This window comes from Herminiimonas sp. GW821-FHT09C12, from assembly GCF_059416385.1.
In genome coordinates this window covers 208,050-222,891 of sequence record NZ_JBWKPC010000002.1, presented here as the reverse complement: position 1 = coordinate 222,891, position 14,842 = coordinate 208,050, and the positions used below count along the sequence as shown (strand labels likewise).

The following is a 14,842-nucleotide window of genomic DNA, read 5'->3' as shown; positions in this document are numbered from 1 at the left end:
TGTTTTCTCAAAAGTGGGAAGTTGGTGCAGCAAGCCCTAGATTATAGCGGCTTTCAGCGCCTTGCTTGAACCTGCCTTGATGATGATGCCTGGTGGAAAACTACCGAATATCATTCAAATCGTGGCGTAATAAGGCAGGAAACAAGGAAGAAACAGGTGCATGCAAGAGCGATGCACCCGGTGGCAGGAACTACAAAGTCGTCGCAATCGCACATAGACGGTAATGCGATGCGGCCTCTTCATCGTGATTCAAGGCTTCATGCAATTGCGCCAGTTTCAAATGTACTTCTTGCAACATACGTGGATTGCTTGCATCGGATAGCGCCTGCTCCAGATGACGTTGTGCCTTGCCCCACAAATTTTGTCGTAGGCACAAGGTACCGAGCGTCAATGCCAGATCAGGATCGCTAGGATGTTTTTTCATCCATTCTTCACAACGCTCAATCTGCGCCAGAAGAGCCGGTGAACCTTCGAGTGCTGCCGATGCACGATATGGACGCAACAAACGGTCATCCCATTCAGTTGCTATCGCTTTTTCAACAATCGCACGCGCATCGTCATGCAAGCCGCGCTGATTGAAAGCATCTGCGCCATGCATCGCCACATACGGTTTCACGCGATCTTCCGCTGGAATCGCCCACCATATATTGCGCAACGATTCAGCATCGTTCGATGGATTTTTCAATAAATCCTGATAAGCCAATTCGCGCAGACGCGTCGACAAGGCCGGATGCAAGGCGTTGTTCTTGTCCAGCGTACGCACCAGACGCAACACTTCTGGCCAGTTGTTGGCACGTTGATTGGCCTTCAACGCCATGCGCAAGGCGTGGATATGACGTGTGCCGTTGGCGTTCAATTCCTTGACGACATCCAGCGCCAGTTCAGGCTGACGTTCATCGACCAGCAATTCGATCGCGGTCATCAAGCGTGCTGTTTTCAGTGTTTGATCTTCTTCCACTGTCGCCAGCCAGGTATCGCGACGTTCGGTCTGCTGCATACGATGCGCTGCACGTGCAGCAATCAGTGCGGCCAGGCCGGCATTGTCCGGTGATTCAGTCGCGCGCATCGCAGCTTTTTCAGCATGACCGAAGCGGCCTTCAAAATACGATTTCAGGGATTCCCGCAGGGCTTGATTGCCTTTGCGTTCCTGTTTGTCACGACGATAAGCAGCGACCTTGCCCGGCATTTTTTGCGCTACGCGTATGGTCTTCAACAACGCATAAACCAAAAAGAACAACAGAACGGACAACAGGATGAAGAAATTCAGCGAGAGATCAATCCGATATGGCGGATAGAAAAACACCACATTACCGGGATTGAAGCGCGCCACCACCGCCAGTCCGATGGCAGTGGCAAACAAAACGAGAAGCCAGAGGAATATGCGCATATTAAAAACGGTAAGCAATCATTGTTGTTTTAAAAGCCAACCTTGAAACCCAGCTTGATGCTGGATCAAGGCTTCGCTTTGAAGTTACGGACTGCGTTCAAACTTTCTGCCAGCGTCGGCATCTCAATCGCCAGATTGCTCGACTGCACTTGCTTCAACATGGCTTGCACAGTTTGTGTTTGCTTCGCACGTGTATCGAAATACTTGCTGATGCTGTCTTGCGACGCAATCATGTCGCTGCGGAAAGCAGATTCATTACGCGACAACAAAGCCAGACGTGCATTGAGCAAACGCAGCTTCAAATTCTCACGAGCGTAATAAGCTTGTGTTGGCGACAGCAACAAAGCGTCTGAGGTATCAACGCTGCGTACACGTATCAATTGCTGTATCTCGCCCCACATTTCGCTACTCACGCTTTCCCATTTAGCTTTGGCGACAGGCCACCAATCATTTGCAGGAGCAGCTTCTTCAGCTGGAGCTTTTGCATTCTTCACATGTGGCTTGACTGGCACAGGACGATTCTTCGGCTCACTTGCAGGCAACGCTGGTTGCTCATCCGACAGCAAAGGCATGGTGTCGATCTGGCCGATCACGCTATCCAGACGCAAGGCTATACCAGTCAAGTCCAGACTAGGCAAGGCTTTCAGACGAGCGATGTCGTGCCCGATGGCGCGACGTACATTGACGAATTGTGGTGAGTCAGCACGCGACAGACGCGCATCGGCATTTTGCAAAGCGATCAATGCACCTTGTACATTACCGGCCAATTGCAATTGCTGGCTGGCGGTGGACAACACTTGTTCGATTTCAGCCAAAGCCCAATCATCACGTTTCTTGAACAGATCCTGATACAGCTGTTCCAGCGCCAGTTGCTGGCTTTGTGCTTCGACCTGTTTGCTTTCCAGTACGTTGACCTTGGCTTGCAACTCGGTGACTGTTTCCTGCGCCGCTTTGACGATGACCTTGGTTTCAGTATTGATGGCATCGCCACTCTGAATACGACGAGCGACTTCGGTACGGACGGTAGAAAGCTCTTCGCGCGATACCCACCACTGCGCTGCGAGCAATCCAGCCAGTATGACAAGCGCCAGATAAATCAAGCGCTGACGCCCTGTACCGGCATTTTTGGAGGATGGCGTATCGCTATTCGGATTCACGCCATTGGATGGTGCCGCAGCCGGAGTTGCTTGCGGCGTAGAGTCTGGAGTTGTTGGCATATCGGTCATGAGCAAGATTGTAACGCGGCTAACAGTCCGTCGTCGCCTGATCTGGTAAGGGTAATATTGCTGAAACCCAGCAACTGCGCGGTTTCTGCGATGCGAACGTGCGATACGATTATTCTTTGTTGTTGCATTTTTGCGACGCTCCCAGTTTCATCGAGTTGCGCAACCATCTCCGTCAGGAAGCGCAAACCTTCCGAACTGGTCACGATCCAATCGTTCTGACAAGCTAATAGTCGTTTCAGTTCGCTGCGTCTTGCATTATCGAAAGTCGGTGCCACACGGCGATATGCCGCCACTGGTGTCACTTGCGCGCCGGCAGCACGTAGCGCATCACCCAGCAATTCCCGTCCGGTTTCACCCCGTACGATCAAAACCTGCTTGCCACGCAGTGCGTCCAAATCGAGTTCAGCCAATAATGTTTGCGAATCGGTACGATCAAGATCGGTAGGACTGATGATCGTACTGTTGTGCGCTGTTGCGCCATGGTTAGCCAAGGCAGCGCGACTTCCCTCGCCGACTACCGCCAGCGGAATATGGCGTGGCCAATCGGTGCGTGCAGCAAATGCCGCATCAATCGCATTCGGGCTGACGAAGGCAATCAGCGCATATTGATCCAGATCGCGCAATGCATCTTGCAACGAAGTCGGATCATCCAAAGGCAAGATTTCCAGCAAGGGAAAAATCACCGCCTCCCGACCAAGCTCAGTCACGCGCTGCGCCAGCGCATCGGCTTGCGCCAATGGCCGTGTAATTACTACAAACTCAGTCATCCCCGGCTGCATCCGTTTTGCACAAAGCCAGTATCGCTTCGGCGTCCTGCTGCTGCAAGGCATCGGCAATCTGACGGCCCAGCACTTCAGGTTCATTGGCTGCACCATTGAGATCGGCACTGGCAATTTTGGAACCGTCCGGCGTTGCGATGATGGCGCGCAAACGCATCGTGTCGCCTTCTATCGTGGCAAATGCGGCCAATGGAATCTGGCAGCTACCGCCAAAATTCCTGGAAACCGTACGTTCCGCAGTCACAGCCTGAGAAGTCGCTTCATGATTGAGCGGTGCCAGCCATTCCTTCAAGTCGGCGCGGTCAGAATGGATTTCAATCGCCATTGCGCCCTGCCCTGGTGCCGGCAGGCTTTGCTCTGGCGGCAAATAAGCGCGTATGCGCTGTTGCAAACCCAGACGTTTCAAACCAGCCGCAGCCAGAATGATGGCGGCATATTCGCCTGCATCCAGTTTCCCCAGGCGACGATCCAGATTGCCGCGCAAGGGGCGGATCACCAAATGCGGATAGCGTGCAGCAATCAAGGCTTGACGGCGCAAGCTGCTGGTTCCCACGACAGCGCCGTCAGGCAAGGATTCCAGCGACGCATGGTCGTTGGACACGAAAGCATCACGCGGATCTTCGCGTTCCAGCACGGCTGCCAGTTCAAAACCGTCCGGCAAGGTCATGGCCACATCCTTGAGCGAATGCACGGCAATATCGGCACGGCGCTCGGCAATCGCGACTTCCAATTCCTTGACGAACAAACCCTTTCCACCCACTTTGGAAAGGGTGCGATCAAGAATTTGATCGCCGCGTGTAGTCATCCCTAGAATCTCTATCACGCACTGCGGATATAATATGGCTAGTTTTTCGCGCACATGCTCGGCTTGCCACATGGCTAAACGACTTTCGCGCGATGCGATGATTAATTTTTTCGGGGGTGGAAATTTCAACACGGCTTCTTTCGATTTTCTGTCGGGAGGCTGGCGAACTTGATGAAGTGTTTGATTTTCTACAAGTTCGACACGCTTTCAATGTCACCACAGTATCGGTGACATCGCAGATTTTTGAATCATGAATTCCTGGAAATTTTAGCATGCGCCTCTGTATAAAACTTCGTATTACTCCACCCTTATCACTCTGAACAAGCTGATTGCACTCTTCCAATATGGCAAAACAATTGAAATCCTCGCCTCGCGCGATCTCTCCATCGGCAAATAAAGACGCACCGCTCAAAGAAGATATTCGTTTGTTGGGACGACTGCTCGGCGACGTATTGCGCGACCAGGAAGGTGATGCAGTATTTGAAGTAGTAGAAACCATCCGTCAAACCGCCGTGCGCTTCCGTCGCGAAGCCGACGTGCAGGCAGGCGCTGATTTGAACAAATTGTTGAAAAAGCTGACGCGCGAACAAACCATTTCCGTGGTGCGTGCGTTCTCTTATTTTTCGCATCTGGCCAATATCGCCGAAGATCAACACCACAACCGTCGTCGTCGTGCGCATTCGCTGGCAGGCTCTGCGCCACAAGAAGGCAGCGTCGCTTATGCACTGGAGAAACTGCATGGTGCAGGCGTTTCCGGCGCTACGGTACGCAACTTCTTCAAAGATGCTCTGATTTCGCCAGTACTGACCGCACATCCAACAGAAGTGCAACGTAAAAGTATTCTCGATGCGGAACATGACATCGCACGTCTGCTAGCACAGCGCGATGCGCCTATGACAGCCAAGGAACTGGCCGCCAATACGGAAAGACTGCATGCGCTAGTCACTACTCTGTGGCAAACACGTTTGCTGCGCTACTCGAAATTGTCGGTCGAAGACGAGATCAACAATGCCCTGTCTTACTACCGCATTACTTTTCTGCGTGAACTGCCGGCCTTATACGAAGACATCGAAGCAGAAATTGCCGAGCAATACCCACAGCGTGCAAGCACGGCCAATGCACAACGCGAACAACACTCTTACGTACAAATGGGTAGCTGGATCGGCGGTGACCGTGACGGCAATCCGAATGTAAATGCCGACACCATGGAACTGGCACTGGCACGTCAATCGACGACCATACTCGAGTTCTACCTGGAGGAAGTACATGCTCTGGGTGCCGAATTGCCTGTTTCAACTTTCCTCGCTGGCGTTAGCCCTGAAGTACAAGCACTGGCCGATATGTCGCCAGACACTTCCGAACATCGTGCTGATGAACAGTATCGCCGCGCACTAATTGGCATCTATGCACGCCTGGCAGCAACTGCCCGTGCACACGGCGCAACCAATCTGATGCGCAAGGAAGTTGGCCCAGGCGCACCTTATGAGAGCGCAACTGAATTCTCCAAAGATCTGCAGACACTGGTTGACTCGCTCAAAGCACGTCACGGCGCTGCCCTGATCAAACCGCGTCTGGCACCATTGCTGCGCGCTGCTGAAATTTTCGGCTTCCATCTGGCAACGCTGGATATGCGCCAAAGCTCAGACGTGCATGAACGTGTCTTGTCTGAATTGTTCAACCGTGCACAAGTGGAACAGGCATACGCCAAACTGCCGGAAGAGAAAAAAGTTGAGCTGTTGCTGGCTGAACTGGATAAGCCACGCCTGCTGTATTCGCCGTATATCGACTACTCAGACGAAACCAATTCGGAACTGACGATCTTGCGCGCTGCGCACAATATCCGTCAGCGCTACGGTGCACGCGCCATCCGCAACTACATCATCTCGCACACAGAAACCGTGTCGGATTTGCTCGAAGTATTGCTGCTGCAACGCGAAACCGGTTTGCTGCGTTCCAATTCGGACAAAGCCTCCGTCGGCGAAGTTGAATTGATGGTGATTCCTTTGTTCGAAACCATTCCGGATTTGCGCGTAGCTGCCAGCATCATGGAACAAGTGATGGCCATTCCGCGTGTGCGCAAGCTGATCGCCAAGCAAGGCCATCTGCAAGAAGTCATGCTCGGTTACTCCGACTCCAACAAGGACGGCGGCTTCCTCACATCGAACTGGGAACTGTACAAGGCAGAAACCGAACTGGTTCAAGTCTTCAACCATGCAGGCGTCAAACTGCGCCTGTTCCATGGTCGCGGCGGCACAGTCGGTCGCGGCGGCGGACCAAGCTACGAAGCAATTCTGGCGCAACCTCCAGGCACCGTGAACGGCCAGATCCGTCTGACTGAACAAGGTGAAATCATTGCGTCGAAATTCTCCAATCCGGAAATCGGCCGCCGCAATCTGGCGCTACTGGTTGCAGCCACGCTGGAAGCCAGCCTGACACCATCACCATCCGATACCAAATCGGCGAAAAAACTCGCTGAATTTGAAAGCGTGATGGATGAATTGTCCGAGCTTGCTTACAAGGGCTATCGCAATCTGGTGTACGAAACACCAGGCTTTACCGACTACTTCTTCTCGGCCACACCGATTGCAGAAATCGCTGAGCTCAACATCGGTTCGCGCCCTGCGTCACGCAAGGCAACCCGCAAAATTGAAGACTTGCGCGCAATTCCATGGGGCTTCTCATGGGGACAATGTCGTTTGCTGTTACCGGGTTGGTACGGTTTCGGCAGCGCCATCGAACAATGGCTGGAGCAAGGCGAGAACAAAGCCAAACGCGTTGCAACCTTGCGCGCAATGTTCAAGGAATGGCCGTTCTTCGTCACCTTGTTGTCGAACATGGACATGGTTTTGTCGAAAACCGATCTCGCCGTTGCATCGCGTTATTCGGAAATGGTGGTCGACAAGAAGCTGCGTAACAGCATCTTTAAACGCATCGTTGGCGAGCACGAACGTACTTCGGCATGCCTGACCCTGATCACTGGCAAGAAAGAACGTTTGGCCAACAATCCATTGCTGGCACGTTCGATCAAGAATCGCTTCGCTTACCTCGATCCACTGAATCACTTGCAAGTCGAACTGATCAAACGTCACCGTGCAGCAATGCGCGACGGCAAAGTGGATGACCGTGTACGTCGTGGTATTCACTTGTCGATCAACGGTATCGCTGCCGGCCTGCGCAATACCGGTTAAGTATCGTCAGACCAACAAAAAAGGGAAGCACATGTGCTTCCCTTTTTTTTTATTCGGCATAAAAACTAGCGTACCAAGGCTTTGACTCCCGCCCACTGTCGTCGTGAAATCGGCAGACGATCATCGATATGGCACAAGATGACTTGCCAAGATTCCTGCGCTTTATCGCCGTCACTCTCGGCATCCACGATTTGCGCGCCGCGCTCTACGCCTATGATGGCTTCCCGTGCGACTAGCGCATTGCGATGCACACGTATGAATTGCGCAGCGAACTCCTGCTCCAGCGCTGATAACGATCCTTCAATCAAATACTCGCGTTCTCTGGTACGCAAGGTAACGTACTTCGCTTCCGCCTTTAGGTAGAGCACATCGATCACCGGCACCAGTAACAAACGTCCTCTTTCCTGAACGGAAAAATTCTTGCGTGCTACTTGCATCGTGTTGGCGACTTCGGCAATCGCCTGCTTCTGCGCACCCGCATTCTGCTTCAATGCACCGACACGCCGGATCGCATCTGCCAAACGCGTTGCACGCACTGGCTTCAGCAAATAATCGAAGGCATGTACTTCAAATGCTTTCAGCGCATATTCGTCATACGCCGTCACAAAAATAATCGCCGGCCCAGCCGCGTCGTTCTGCGACAGATGTTCCGCAAGCTCTATACCCGTCATGCCCGGCATTTGCACATCTAGCAAGACAATATCCGGTGATAACTCGACTATCCTATCCAGCGCCTGCTGCGCTTGCGCCGCTTCACCGACCAGTTCATGCGGACATTCAAGTGCAATATCCGATAACAAAGTGGTCAAGCGTGCGCGTGCCGGCGCTTCATCATCGACGATCAATATACGCGGCATCATGCGCCCGCCTTTTGATACGGCAGATACAGATGTACTTCAAATTGCCCGTTCGTCACCTGCGTCGTCAATTGCGCCTCCATATCGTATAAAAGCGTCAGGCGTTCGCGTATGTTATCCAGTGCCATGTGATTGCCGGTCGATATCACGTCGACGTGAAATGGATTCGTCATCACGATCTCGATGCGATCGCGTATGCGACTGATGGCTATCGTGATCAACGCAGTTTCAGGCGATGGCTCAACACCATAGTGCACGGCATTTTCCAGCAATGGTTGCAGCAGCAAGGCCGGTGTTTTCGCCTTCTGTAAGGTATCACCGGAAATGCCATCCATATCCCATTTGACTTGCAGGCGCTCACCCAGTCTGATTTTTTCTATCGACAGATATTGCATGCCTATCCTGACCTCATTGCCCAGCGTCGTGATATCACGCGCATCACGCATCAGGACACGAAACAGATCAGCCATATCTTCCAGCGTGCTTTCTGCACGACGAGGCTCGGTACGGATCAAGGACAAAACGGCATTCAAACTATTGAACAAAAAATGTGGACGTATCCGTGCCTGCAATGCCTGCAAGCGTGCTTCCGCCAGCGCTGGCGAAAATGCGCGCGTACGCAATTCAAAATAGTGCTGCAAGGCGATACCGAACAAAGCGGCACACACCACGCCTTCCATCGCCGACAAGCGACTCAAGCTGGTCAGAAAAATATCATCGTTGAGCAGGTAATGAATAATCAGACCTGTAATCGCGCCCGGCACCAAGGCGCAGGCAAGACGCTGCCCCCAAGGCGGAATCGAACGTATCCCTCGCCGCAAGCCGCAAAGTGCAAACAAGGACGACAAACAAGCCAGCTCCACCAGCATCGATGCTTCGACAAAAGCCAGCAAACCAGCCTGCACGCTACTCGCGCCTATCAACATAACCACCAGCACCACACCATTAACGAATAGCAAAGATCTGACCATGATGCCTATATTGCAACAGTCCGGTATCACGTTCTCAATGACGGGGATGGGCGCGGAATCGGGCAAAGGTGGCATGGATGAAGGATTAATCGCGGCTGGAGTGGGATTGCGAGGTTGGCTTGTTCTATAATCGCGTATTCATTAGGACCCAATTATGACAGCACAACTCTCCAAAAAGAGCGAGGCCTGGTCGGCACGCTTTAACGAACCCGTTTCCGATCTGGTCAAACGTTACACCGCCTCGGTATTTTTCGACAAGCGTCTTGCTTACGTCGACATCCAGGGATCGCTTGCTCACGCAGAGATGCTGGCGCACCAGCAGATCATCAGCCAGACAGATCACGCTGAAATCCAGCGCGGCATGGCGCAAATTCAGGAAGAAATCACTTCCGGCAAGTTTGAATGGCTGCTGGATCTGGAGGACGTCCACCTGAATATCGAAAAACGCCTGACCGAACTGGTCGGCGACGCTGGCAAACGCCTGCACACCGGCCGCTCGCGCAACGATCAAGTCGCGACCGACATCCGCCTGTACGTTCGCAGCGAAATCGACAATATCGTCGGCCTTTTGCGCGACCTGCGTCTGTCGCTGCTGGATCTGGCTGAACAACACGCCGACACCATCCTGCCTGGCTTCACCCACATGCAAGTGGCACAACCGATCACTTTCGGCCACCACATGCTGGCTTACGTGGAAATGTTCAGCCGCGATGCAGAACGCATGCTGGATTGCCGCAAACGCGTCAATCGTCTGCCACTGGGCGCTGCCGCTCTGGCCGGCACCACCTTCCCTATCGATCGCGAGCGCGTTGCGCGCACGCTGGATTTCGAAGATGTTTGCCACAACTCGCTGGACGCCGTATCGGATCGCGACTTCGCGATTGAATTCTGCGCCGCTGCTGCCTTGATCATGACGCACGTCTCGCGCATGTCGGAAGAATTGGTCATCTGGATGAGCCCGCGCGTCGGCTTCATCGATATCGCTGATCGCTTCTGCACCGGCTCGTCCATCATGCCGCAAAAGAAAAACCCGGACGTACCAGAACTGGCGCGTGGCAAGACCGGTCGCGTCAATGGCCATCTGATCGCCCTGCTGACCCTGATGAAAGGCCAACCACTGGCCTACAACAAGGACAATCAGGAAGACAAAGAACCATTGTTCGACACCGTCGATACCGTGGTTGATACCTTGCGCATCTTCGCTGACATGGCGCGTGGTATTACCGTCAAACCGGAAGCGATGCGCGCCGCGGCTTTACAAGGTTATGCAACAGCGACCGATCTGGCTGATTATCTGGTGAAAAAAGGCCTGCCTTTCCGTGATGCGCATGAAGCAGTTGCCCATGCCGTACGCGCCTGCGTCGATCGCGGTATTGATCTGAGCGATTTAACGCTGGAAGAAATGCACGTCTTCTCGACACTGATAGAAGCCGACATTTTTGAAGTACTGACACTGGAAGGCTCAGTCGCAGCACGTAATCACATCGGTGGCACCGCGCCACAACAAGTACGTGCAGCCATCGCGCGACACCGTACAAAACTGAGCTGATTACAAGCTCGGTTTTGATCGAGCATGCAAGTCCTCACCGCATGCTCGATCTTTTCAGCAATACATCTACTCGCGAACTTACAAACATTACAGCGACGCCCCATTTTGGGATGTCGCTGTAATCGTATTTACTCAGATTTTTATTCGCCATTTCCCCTGTTTATGCGCCTTTCGTAATGTTCGCGTCAGCTACGCGCTGTATCATCTGCGCCTGTAAAAATAGGATATGTGTGTACCCAATAAGAACTCCTTTAGCAAAAAATCGCGTACAGGATGTCTTATACTCACCTAGCCTTAAAAATGTCGTCGCAAGCGATAAAAAATAAAAAGCATGCGCTTATGTTCTGTCTAATTTCAATCTGGAGACAAAAATAATGTCTTTTTTACTATCGCTATCGCGATTCATTGATAACCTCAATGAAAAAATAGGTCACGGCATCAGTTGGGCTTTGTTGCTCGCCGTCCTTATCTGTACCGGCAATGCCGTCATGCGCTACCTTTTCAACATCAGCTCCAATGGCTGGCTTGAGATTCAATGGTATTTGTTCGGCGCCATCTTTCTGCTGGCGACCTCTTACACGCTGCGTCGTAACGAGCACGTACGTATCGACGTTATCGTCGGCCGCTTTTCCAAACGTACGCAAATCTGGATCGATCTGCTCGGCTACATCCTGTTCTTGATGCCGGCCTCGTTACTGATTCTGTATTACTCCATCCCTTACGCACTGATCTCCGTTGAGAACCAGGAAGTTTCGAGCAATGCCGGCGGCTTGATCGTCTGGCCTGCAAAAATCCTGATTCCTATCGGCTTTACTCTGCTGATCTTGCAAGGTGTATCGGAAATCATCAAACGGATCGGTTTCCTGCAAGGCAAAGTCCCTGCCAGCGCATTCGACAAACAAGTCGCTACGCCGGAAGAAGAAATCGCGGCGATCAAAGCTGCAAATAAACTTAACTGATCGCCAGGAAAAAACATGACTGAATTTCTTATTGCGAATATGGCGCCGATCATGTTCGGCGCGCTGGTGGTATTTCTACTATCCGGCTTCCCAGTTGCATTCTCATTAGCAGCCAATGGCTTGTTCTTCGGCTTGATGGGTATTGAATTAGGCTTGTTGAAGCCTGAACTGTTGCAAGCTTTGCCGAATCGTATTTTCGGCATCATGGCTAACGACACACTGCTGGCGATTCCATTCTTTACCTTCATGGGCTTGATTCTGGAACGCTCAGGGATGGCCGAGGATCTACTCGATACCATAGGCCAGTTATTTGGCCCTCTGCGCGGTGGTGTGGCATACGCGGTTATTTTTGTCGGCGCCTTGCTGGCAGCGACAACCGGTGTGGTTGCAGCTTCCGTTATCTCGATGGGCTTGATTTCCCTGCCTGTCATGCTGCGTTACGGCTACGATAAAAAACTGGCAAGTGGTGTGATTGCCGCGTCAGGTACCTTGGCGCAGATCATTCCACCGTCACTGGTCTTGATCGTTATGGCCGATCAATTGGGTCGTTCCGTCGGCGATATGTACCAGGCTGCTTTCGGTCCAGGTCTGATGCTGACAGCGATGTATGCCGGTTACGTGTTGCTCATCTCGCTGTTCAAACCTAAATGGGTTCCTGCCTTGCCACTGGAAGCGCGCAATCTGCGTCAGCCAAACGGCAACAGCGGCGTCGTGTCCCTGCTCGTATTGATCGTTGCAACGGTTGCAGTTACGTTTGTCATCGAAGAGATCCTGTTAGCTAGCAATCCTAAATTGCATGCTGATGAAGGCCTCATCTATGCAGCAACATTGGGTATCGCAGGCGCGTTCCTGATCGCATACATCAACCGCAAAATGAACATTGGCCTGCTGTCGAAGATGGCAGAAAAAGTCGTGTTCGTACTGGTTCCACCGCTCGCGCTGATCTTCCTGGTGCTGGGTACCATTTTCGTCGGTATCGCAACACCAACTGAAGGCGGCGGTATGGGTGCCTTCGGTGCGTTGGTCTTGGCTATGATGAACCGTCGTTTGTCATGGAGCTTGTTGAAACAAGCAATGAATTCGACCTCACGTCTGTCTTGCTTCGTGATGTTCATTCTGATCGGCTCCAGCGTGTTCGGTCTGATCTTCCGCGGCGTGAATGGCGATCTGTGGGTTGAACATCTGCTGACCTCCTTGCCAGGTGGTACGGCTGGCTTCCTGATCGTGGTCAACATCCTGTTCTTCGGCCTCGCCTTCTTCCTCGACTTCTTTGAGTTGGCGTTTATTCTGGTACCGCTGGTTGGTCCGGTTGCCGACAAGATGGGCATCGATCTGATCTGGTTCGGCGTACTGTTGAGCGTGAACATGCAAACCTCGTTCATGCATCCACCGTTCGGCTTCGCGCTGTTCTATCTACGCTCAGTCGCGCCGAAAGAGGTCAAGACCTCGGATATTTACTGGGGTTCGGTACCGTTCGTGCTGATTCAAGTGATTATGGTGACGCTGATCATCGCCTTCCCGAAACTGATTTCAGTCGATTCAAAAACCGACATGCATGAAAAGATCGAGTTGAAGATCGATATGGGTCAAGACGAATATGATCCGGACACCTCAACCGAATCAACGGATGCAACACATCCGGCTACAGAAGCAGATGAAACACCGCAGTTAAACTTCTCGACTGAAGAACCAGCCAAGAAGTAACAGAATCTCCCCCTGACAATCCCGCATGATTTTTTATGCGGGATTTTTTTCGCCTATAAAAAAGTGAAGTTCTATCGCGCAATAAAAATGAACATCACGAATGTTCAGGCAATAAAAAAACCCGCAGAGCAAGCTCTGCGGGTTTTTCAATCGAACTACAAGGATTACTTGCGGCCGATCATGAAGTTCTGAATCGGTGCTTCAGCAACCGAGAACCATTGGTTCTCATCTTGACGGAAACGTTTCCACGGTTCGTAGATCTTCTTGAACTTGGCATTCTTCGCTGCTTCTTCATCCATGACTTCGGTCGCTGCTTTGTAGCAAGCTTCCATGATCGGTTTGGAGAAGGTACGCAGTTTGACGCCGTTCTTCAGCAAACGTGCCAATGCGGCTGGATTACGTGCATCGTATTCCGCTTGCATGACAACGTGTGCTTCGTACGAAGCGGCTTCGATCGCTGCCTGGTATGCCTTAGGCAGTTTTTCCCATTCCTTGATGCCGATGTAGAACGACAGTTGCAAGCTTGGTTCCCACCAGCCTGGTGTGTAGTAGAAAGGCGCGACTTTGTTGAAGCCGAGCTTTTCATCATCGTAAGGACCGATCCATTCTGCTGCATCGATCGTGCCTTTTTCCAGCGCTGGGTAAATATCACCACCAGCGATCTGTTGTGGCACCAAGCCCAGGCGTTGCATAACGCGACCAGCGAAACCGCCGATACGCATTTTCAAGCCTTGCAGATCTTTAACTTCCTTGATCTCTTTACGGAACCAGCCACCCATCTGGGTACCGGTATTACCGCCCAGGAAGTTGACAATGCCGTAGTCCTTGAAGAAGTCGCGAGTCAATTGACGACCACCGCCTTGGTCGAACCAAGCGGTTTGTTGACGCGATGTCAGACCGAACGGTACAGCGCCGTCGAATGCGAATGTAGGGTCTTTACCAAAGTAGTAGTAAGACGCGCTATGACCCATTTCAACCGTACCGGCTTGTACCGCATCCATCACTTGCAATGCCGGGACGATTTCGCCGCCAGCAAAAGGACGAATGTTGAATTTGCCATCGGTCAATTGGGCAACACGTTTGGTCAATACATCAGCTGCGCCGTAAATCGTGTCTAGCGATTTAGGGAAGCTGGATGCCAGACGCCAGTTGATTGTTGGGTTGGCTTGTGCAAAAGAAGGTACGGCAACCGCGCCTACCGATGCACCAACTGCTGCTTTCTTAAGGAATGAACGACGTTCCATTTTGTCTCCTGAGTGATTAACGACAACACCTGTTTGAAATTTGTTTACCGATAAAATCAGTACTCAAATTTCATTAAAAAAACCAAGTTGTAAGTGTGACGTAAGCTGTTCGAAGTAGAAAAATTCTTCATGCTTTACGCTATAAACAACTGGCATAACCATACTACGAAAAC

At 52.0% G+C, this 14,842-nt stretch carries 11 protein-coding genes; 4 read left to right on the top strand and 7 right to left on the bottom strand.

Translation table 11 applies throughout. The annotated features are described in order from the left end of the window. Positions 1-190 precede the first annotated feature (190 nt). From AC07N2_RS10955 to hemC, 4 genes are all read right to left on the bottom strand, one after another. Entirely contained in the window at positions 191-1,387 is a 1,197-nt protein-coding gene (locus AC07N2_RS10955) for a heme biosynthesis protein HemY (RefSeq protein WP_494778311.1), read from the bottom strand. A 65-nt stretch (positions 1,388-1,452) separates the two neighbouring features. Continuing rightward, positions 1,453-2,613, bottom strand: a complete 1,161-nt coding sequence (locus AC07N2_RS10950; protein ID WP_494778310.1) for a uroporphyrinogen-III C-methyltransferase — start codon at positions 2,611-2,613, stop codon at positions 1,453-1,455. Next, positions 2,610-3,380, bottom strand: a complete 771-nt coding sequence (locus AC07N2_RS10945; protein ID WP_494778309.1) for a uroporphyrinogen-III synthase — start codon at positions 3,378-3,380, stop codon at positions 2,610-2,612. Before AC07N2_RS10945 ends, AC07N2_RS10950 begins: the two co-directional genes overlap by 4 nt. Continuing rightward, positions 3,373-4,326, bottom strand: a complete 954-nt coding sequence (gene hemC / locus AC07N2_RS10940; protein ID WP_494778308.1) for a hydroxymethylbilane synthase — start codon at positions 4,324-4,326, stop codon at positions 3,373-3,375. The genes AC07N2_RS10945 and hemC overlap by 8 nt, the downstream gene beginning before the upstream one ends. 215 nt (positions 4,327-4,541) lie before the next feature. Here hemC and ppc point away from each other — a divergent pair, with 215 nt between their 5' ends. After that, complete coding sequence (ppc, locus tag AC07N2_RS10935; protein ID WP_494778307.1) at positions 4,542-7,385, top strand: phosphoenolpyruvate carboxylase; 2,844 nt, start codon at positions 4,542-4,544, stop codon at positions 7,383-7,385. 65 nt (positions 7,386-7,450) lie between these two features. On the opposite strand, the gene AC07N2_RS10930 is transcribed toward ppc, so the two are convergent. Beyond that, a complete protein-coding gene (locus AC07N2_RS10930; protein WP_494778306.1) occupies positions 7,451-8,245 on the bottom strand; it encodes a LytR/AlgR family response regulator transcription factor in 795 nt (264 codons plus the stop codon). Beyond that, the gene (locus tag AC07N2_RS10925; RefSeq protein WP_494778305.1) at positions 8,242-9,213 is read right to left on the bottom strand and encodes a sensor histidine kinase; all 972 of its coding nucleotides are present in this window, start codon (positions 9,211-9,213) and stop codon (positions 8,242-8,244) included. The genes AC07N2_RS10930 and AC07N2_RS10925 overlap by 4 nt, the downstream gene beginning before the upstream one ends. Positions 9,214-9,367: 154 nt before the next feature. Between AC07N2_RS10925 and argH the strand changes: the two genes are divergently transcribed. The 3 genes from argH to AC07N2_RS10910 all read left to right on the top strand — a co-directional run bounded on the left by argH (position 9,368) and on the right by AC07N2_RS10910 (position 13,425). Then, on the top strand, positions 9,368-10,762 hold the full coding sequence (gene argH / locus AC07N2_RS10920) for an argininosuccinate lyase (protein WP_494778304.1): 1,395 nt from the start codon (positions 9,368-9,370) through the stop codon (positions 10,760-10,762). Between the two features lie 374 nt (positions 10,763-11,136). Beyond that, on the top strand, positions 11,137-11,721 hold the full coding sequence (locus AC07N2_RS10915) for a TRAP transporter small permease subunit (RefSeq protein ID WP_494778303.1): 585 nt from the start codon (positions 11,137-11,139) through the stop codon (positions 11,719-11,721). Positions 11,722-11,736: 15 nt separating this feature from the next. Then, a complete protein-coding gene (locus tag AC07N2_RS10910; RefSeq protein ID WP_494778302.1) occupies positions 11,737-13,425 on the top strand; it encodes a TRAP transporter large permease in 1,689 nt (562 codons plus the stop codon). Between the two features lie 164 nt (positions 13,426-13,589). Here AC07N2_RS10910 and AC07N2_RS10905 read toward each other — a convergent pair whose 3' ends face one another. Continuing rightward, entirely contained in the window at positions 13,590-14,669 is a 1,080-nt protein-coding gene (locus tag AC07N2_RS10905) for a TRAP transporter substrate-binding protein (RefSeq protein ID WP_494778301.1), read from the bottom strand. Between the last annotated feature and the right edge of the window lie 173 nt (positions 14,670-14,842).

Bases quoted from the DNA above. Each gene is read 5' to 3' on its own strand.
- AC07N2_RS10955 (WP_494778311.1), bottom strand. From the start codon at position 1,387: ATGCGCATATTCCTCTGGCTTCTCGTTTTGTTTGCCACTGCCATCGGA.
- AC07N2_RS10905 (WP_494778301.1), bottom strand. From the start codon at position 14,669: ATGGAACGTCGTTCATTCCTTAAGAAAGCAGCAGTTGGTGCATCGGTA.
- AC07N2_RS10925 (WP_494778305.1), bottom strand. From the start codon at position 9,213: ATGGTCAGATCTTTGCTATTCGTTAATGGTGTGGTGCTGGTGGTTATG.
- AC07N2_RS10950 (WP_494778310.1), bottom strand. From the start codon at position 2,613: ATGACCGATATGCCAACAACTCCAGACTCTACGCCGCAAGCAACTCCG.
- ppc (WP_494778307.1), top strand. From the start codon at position 4,542: ATGGCAAAACAATTGAAATCCTCGCCTCGCGCGATCTCTCCATCGGCA.
- AC07N2_RS10910 (WP_494778302.1), top strand. From the start codon at position 11,737: ATGACTGAATTTCTTATTGCGAATATGGCGCCGATCATGTTCGGCGCG.
- AC07N2_RS10915 (WP_494778303.1), top strand. From the start codon at position 11,137: ATGTCTTTTTTACTATCGCTATCGCGATTCATTGATAACCTCAATGAA.
- argH (WP_494778304.1), top strand. From the start codon at position 9,368: ATGACAGCACAACTCTCCAAAAAGAGCGAGGCCTGGTCGGCACGCTTT.
- AC07N2_RS10945 (WP_494778309.1), bottom strand. From the start codon at position 3,380: ATGACTGAGTTTGTAGTAATTACACGGCCATTGGCGCAAGCCGATGCG.
- AC07N2_RS10930 (WP_494778306.1), bottom strand. From the start codon at position 8,245: ATGATGCCGCGTATATTGATCGTCGATGATGAAGCGCCGGCACGCGCA.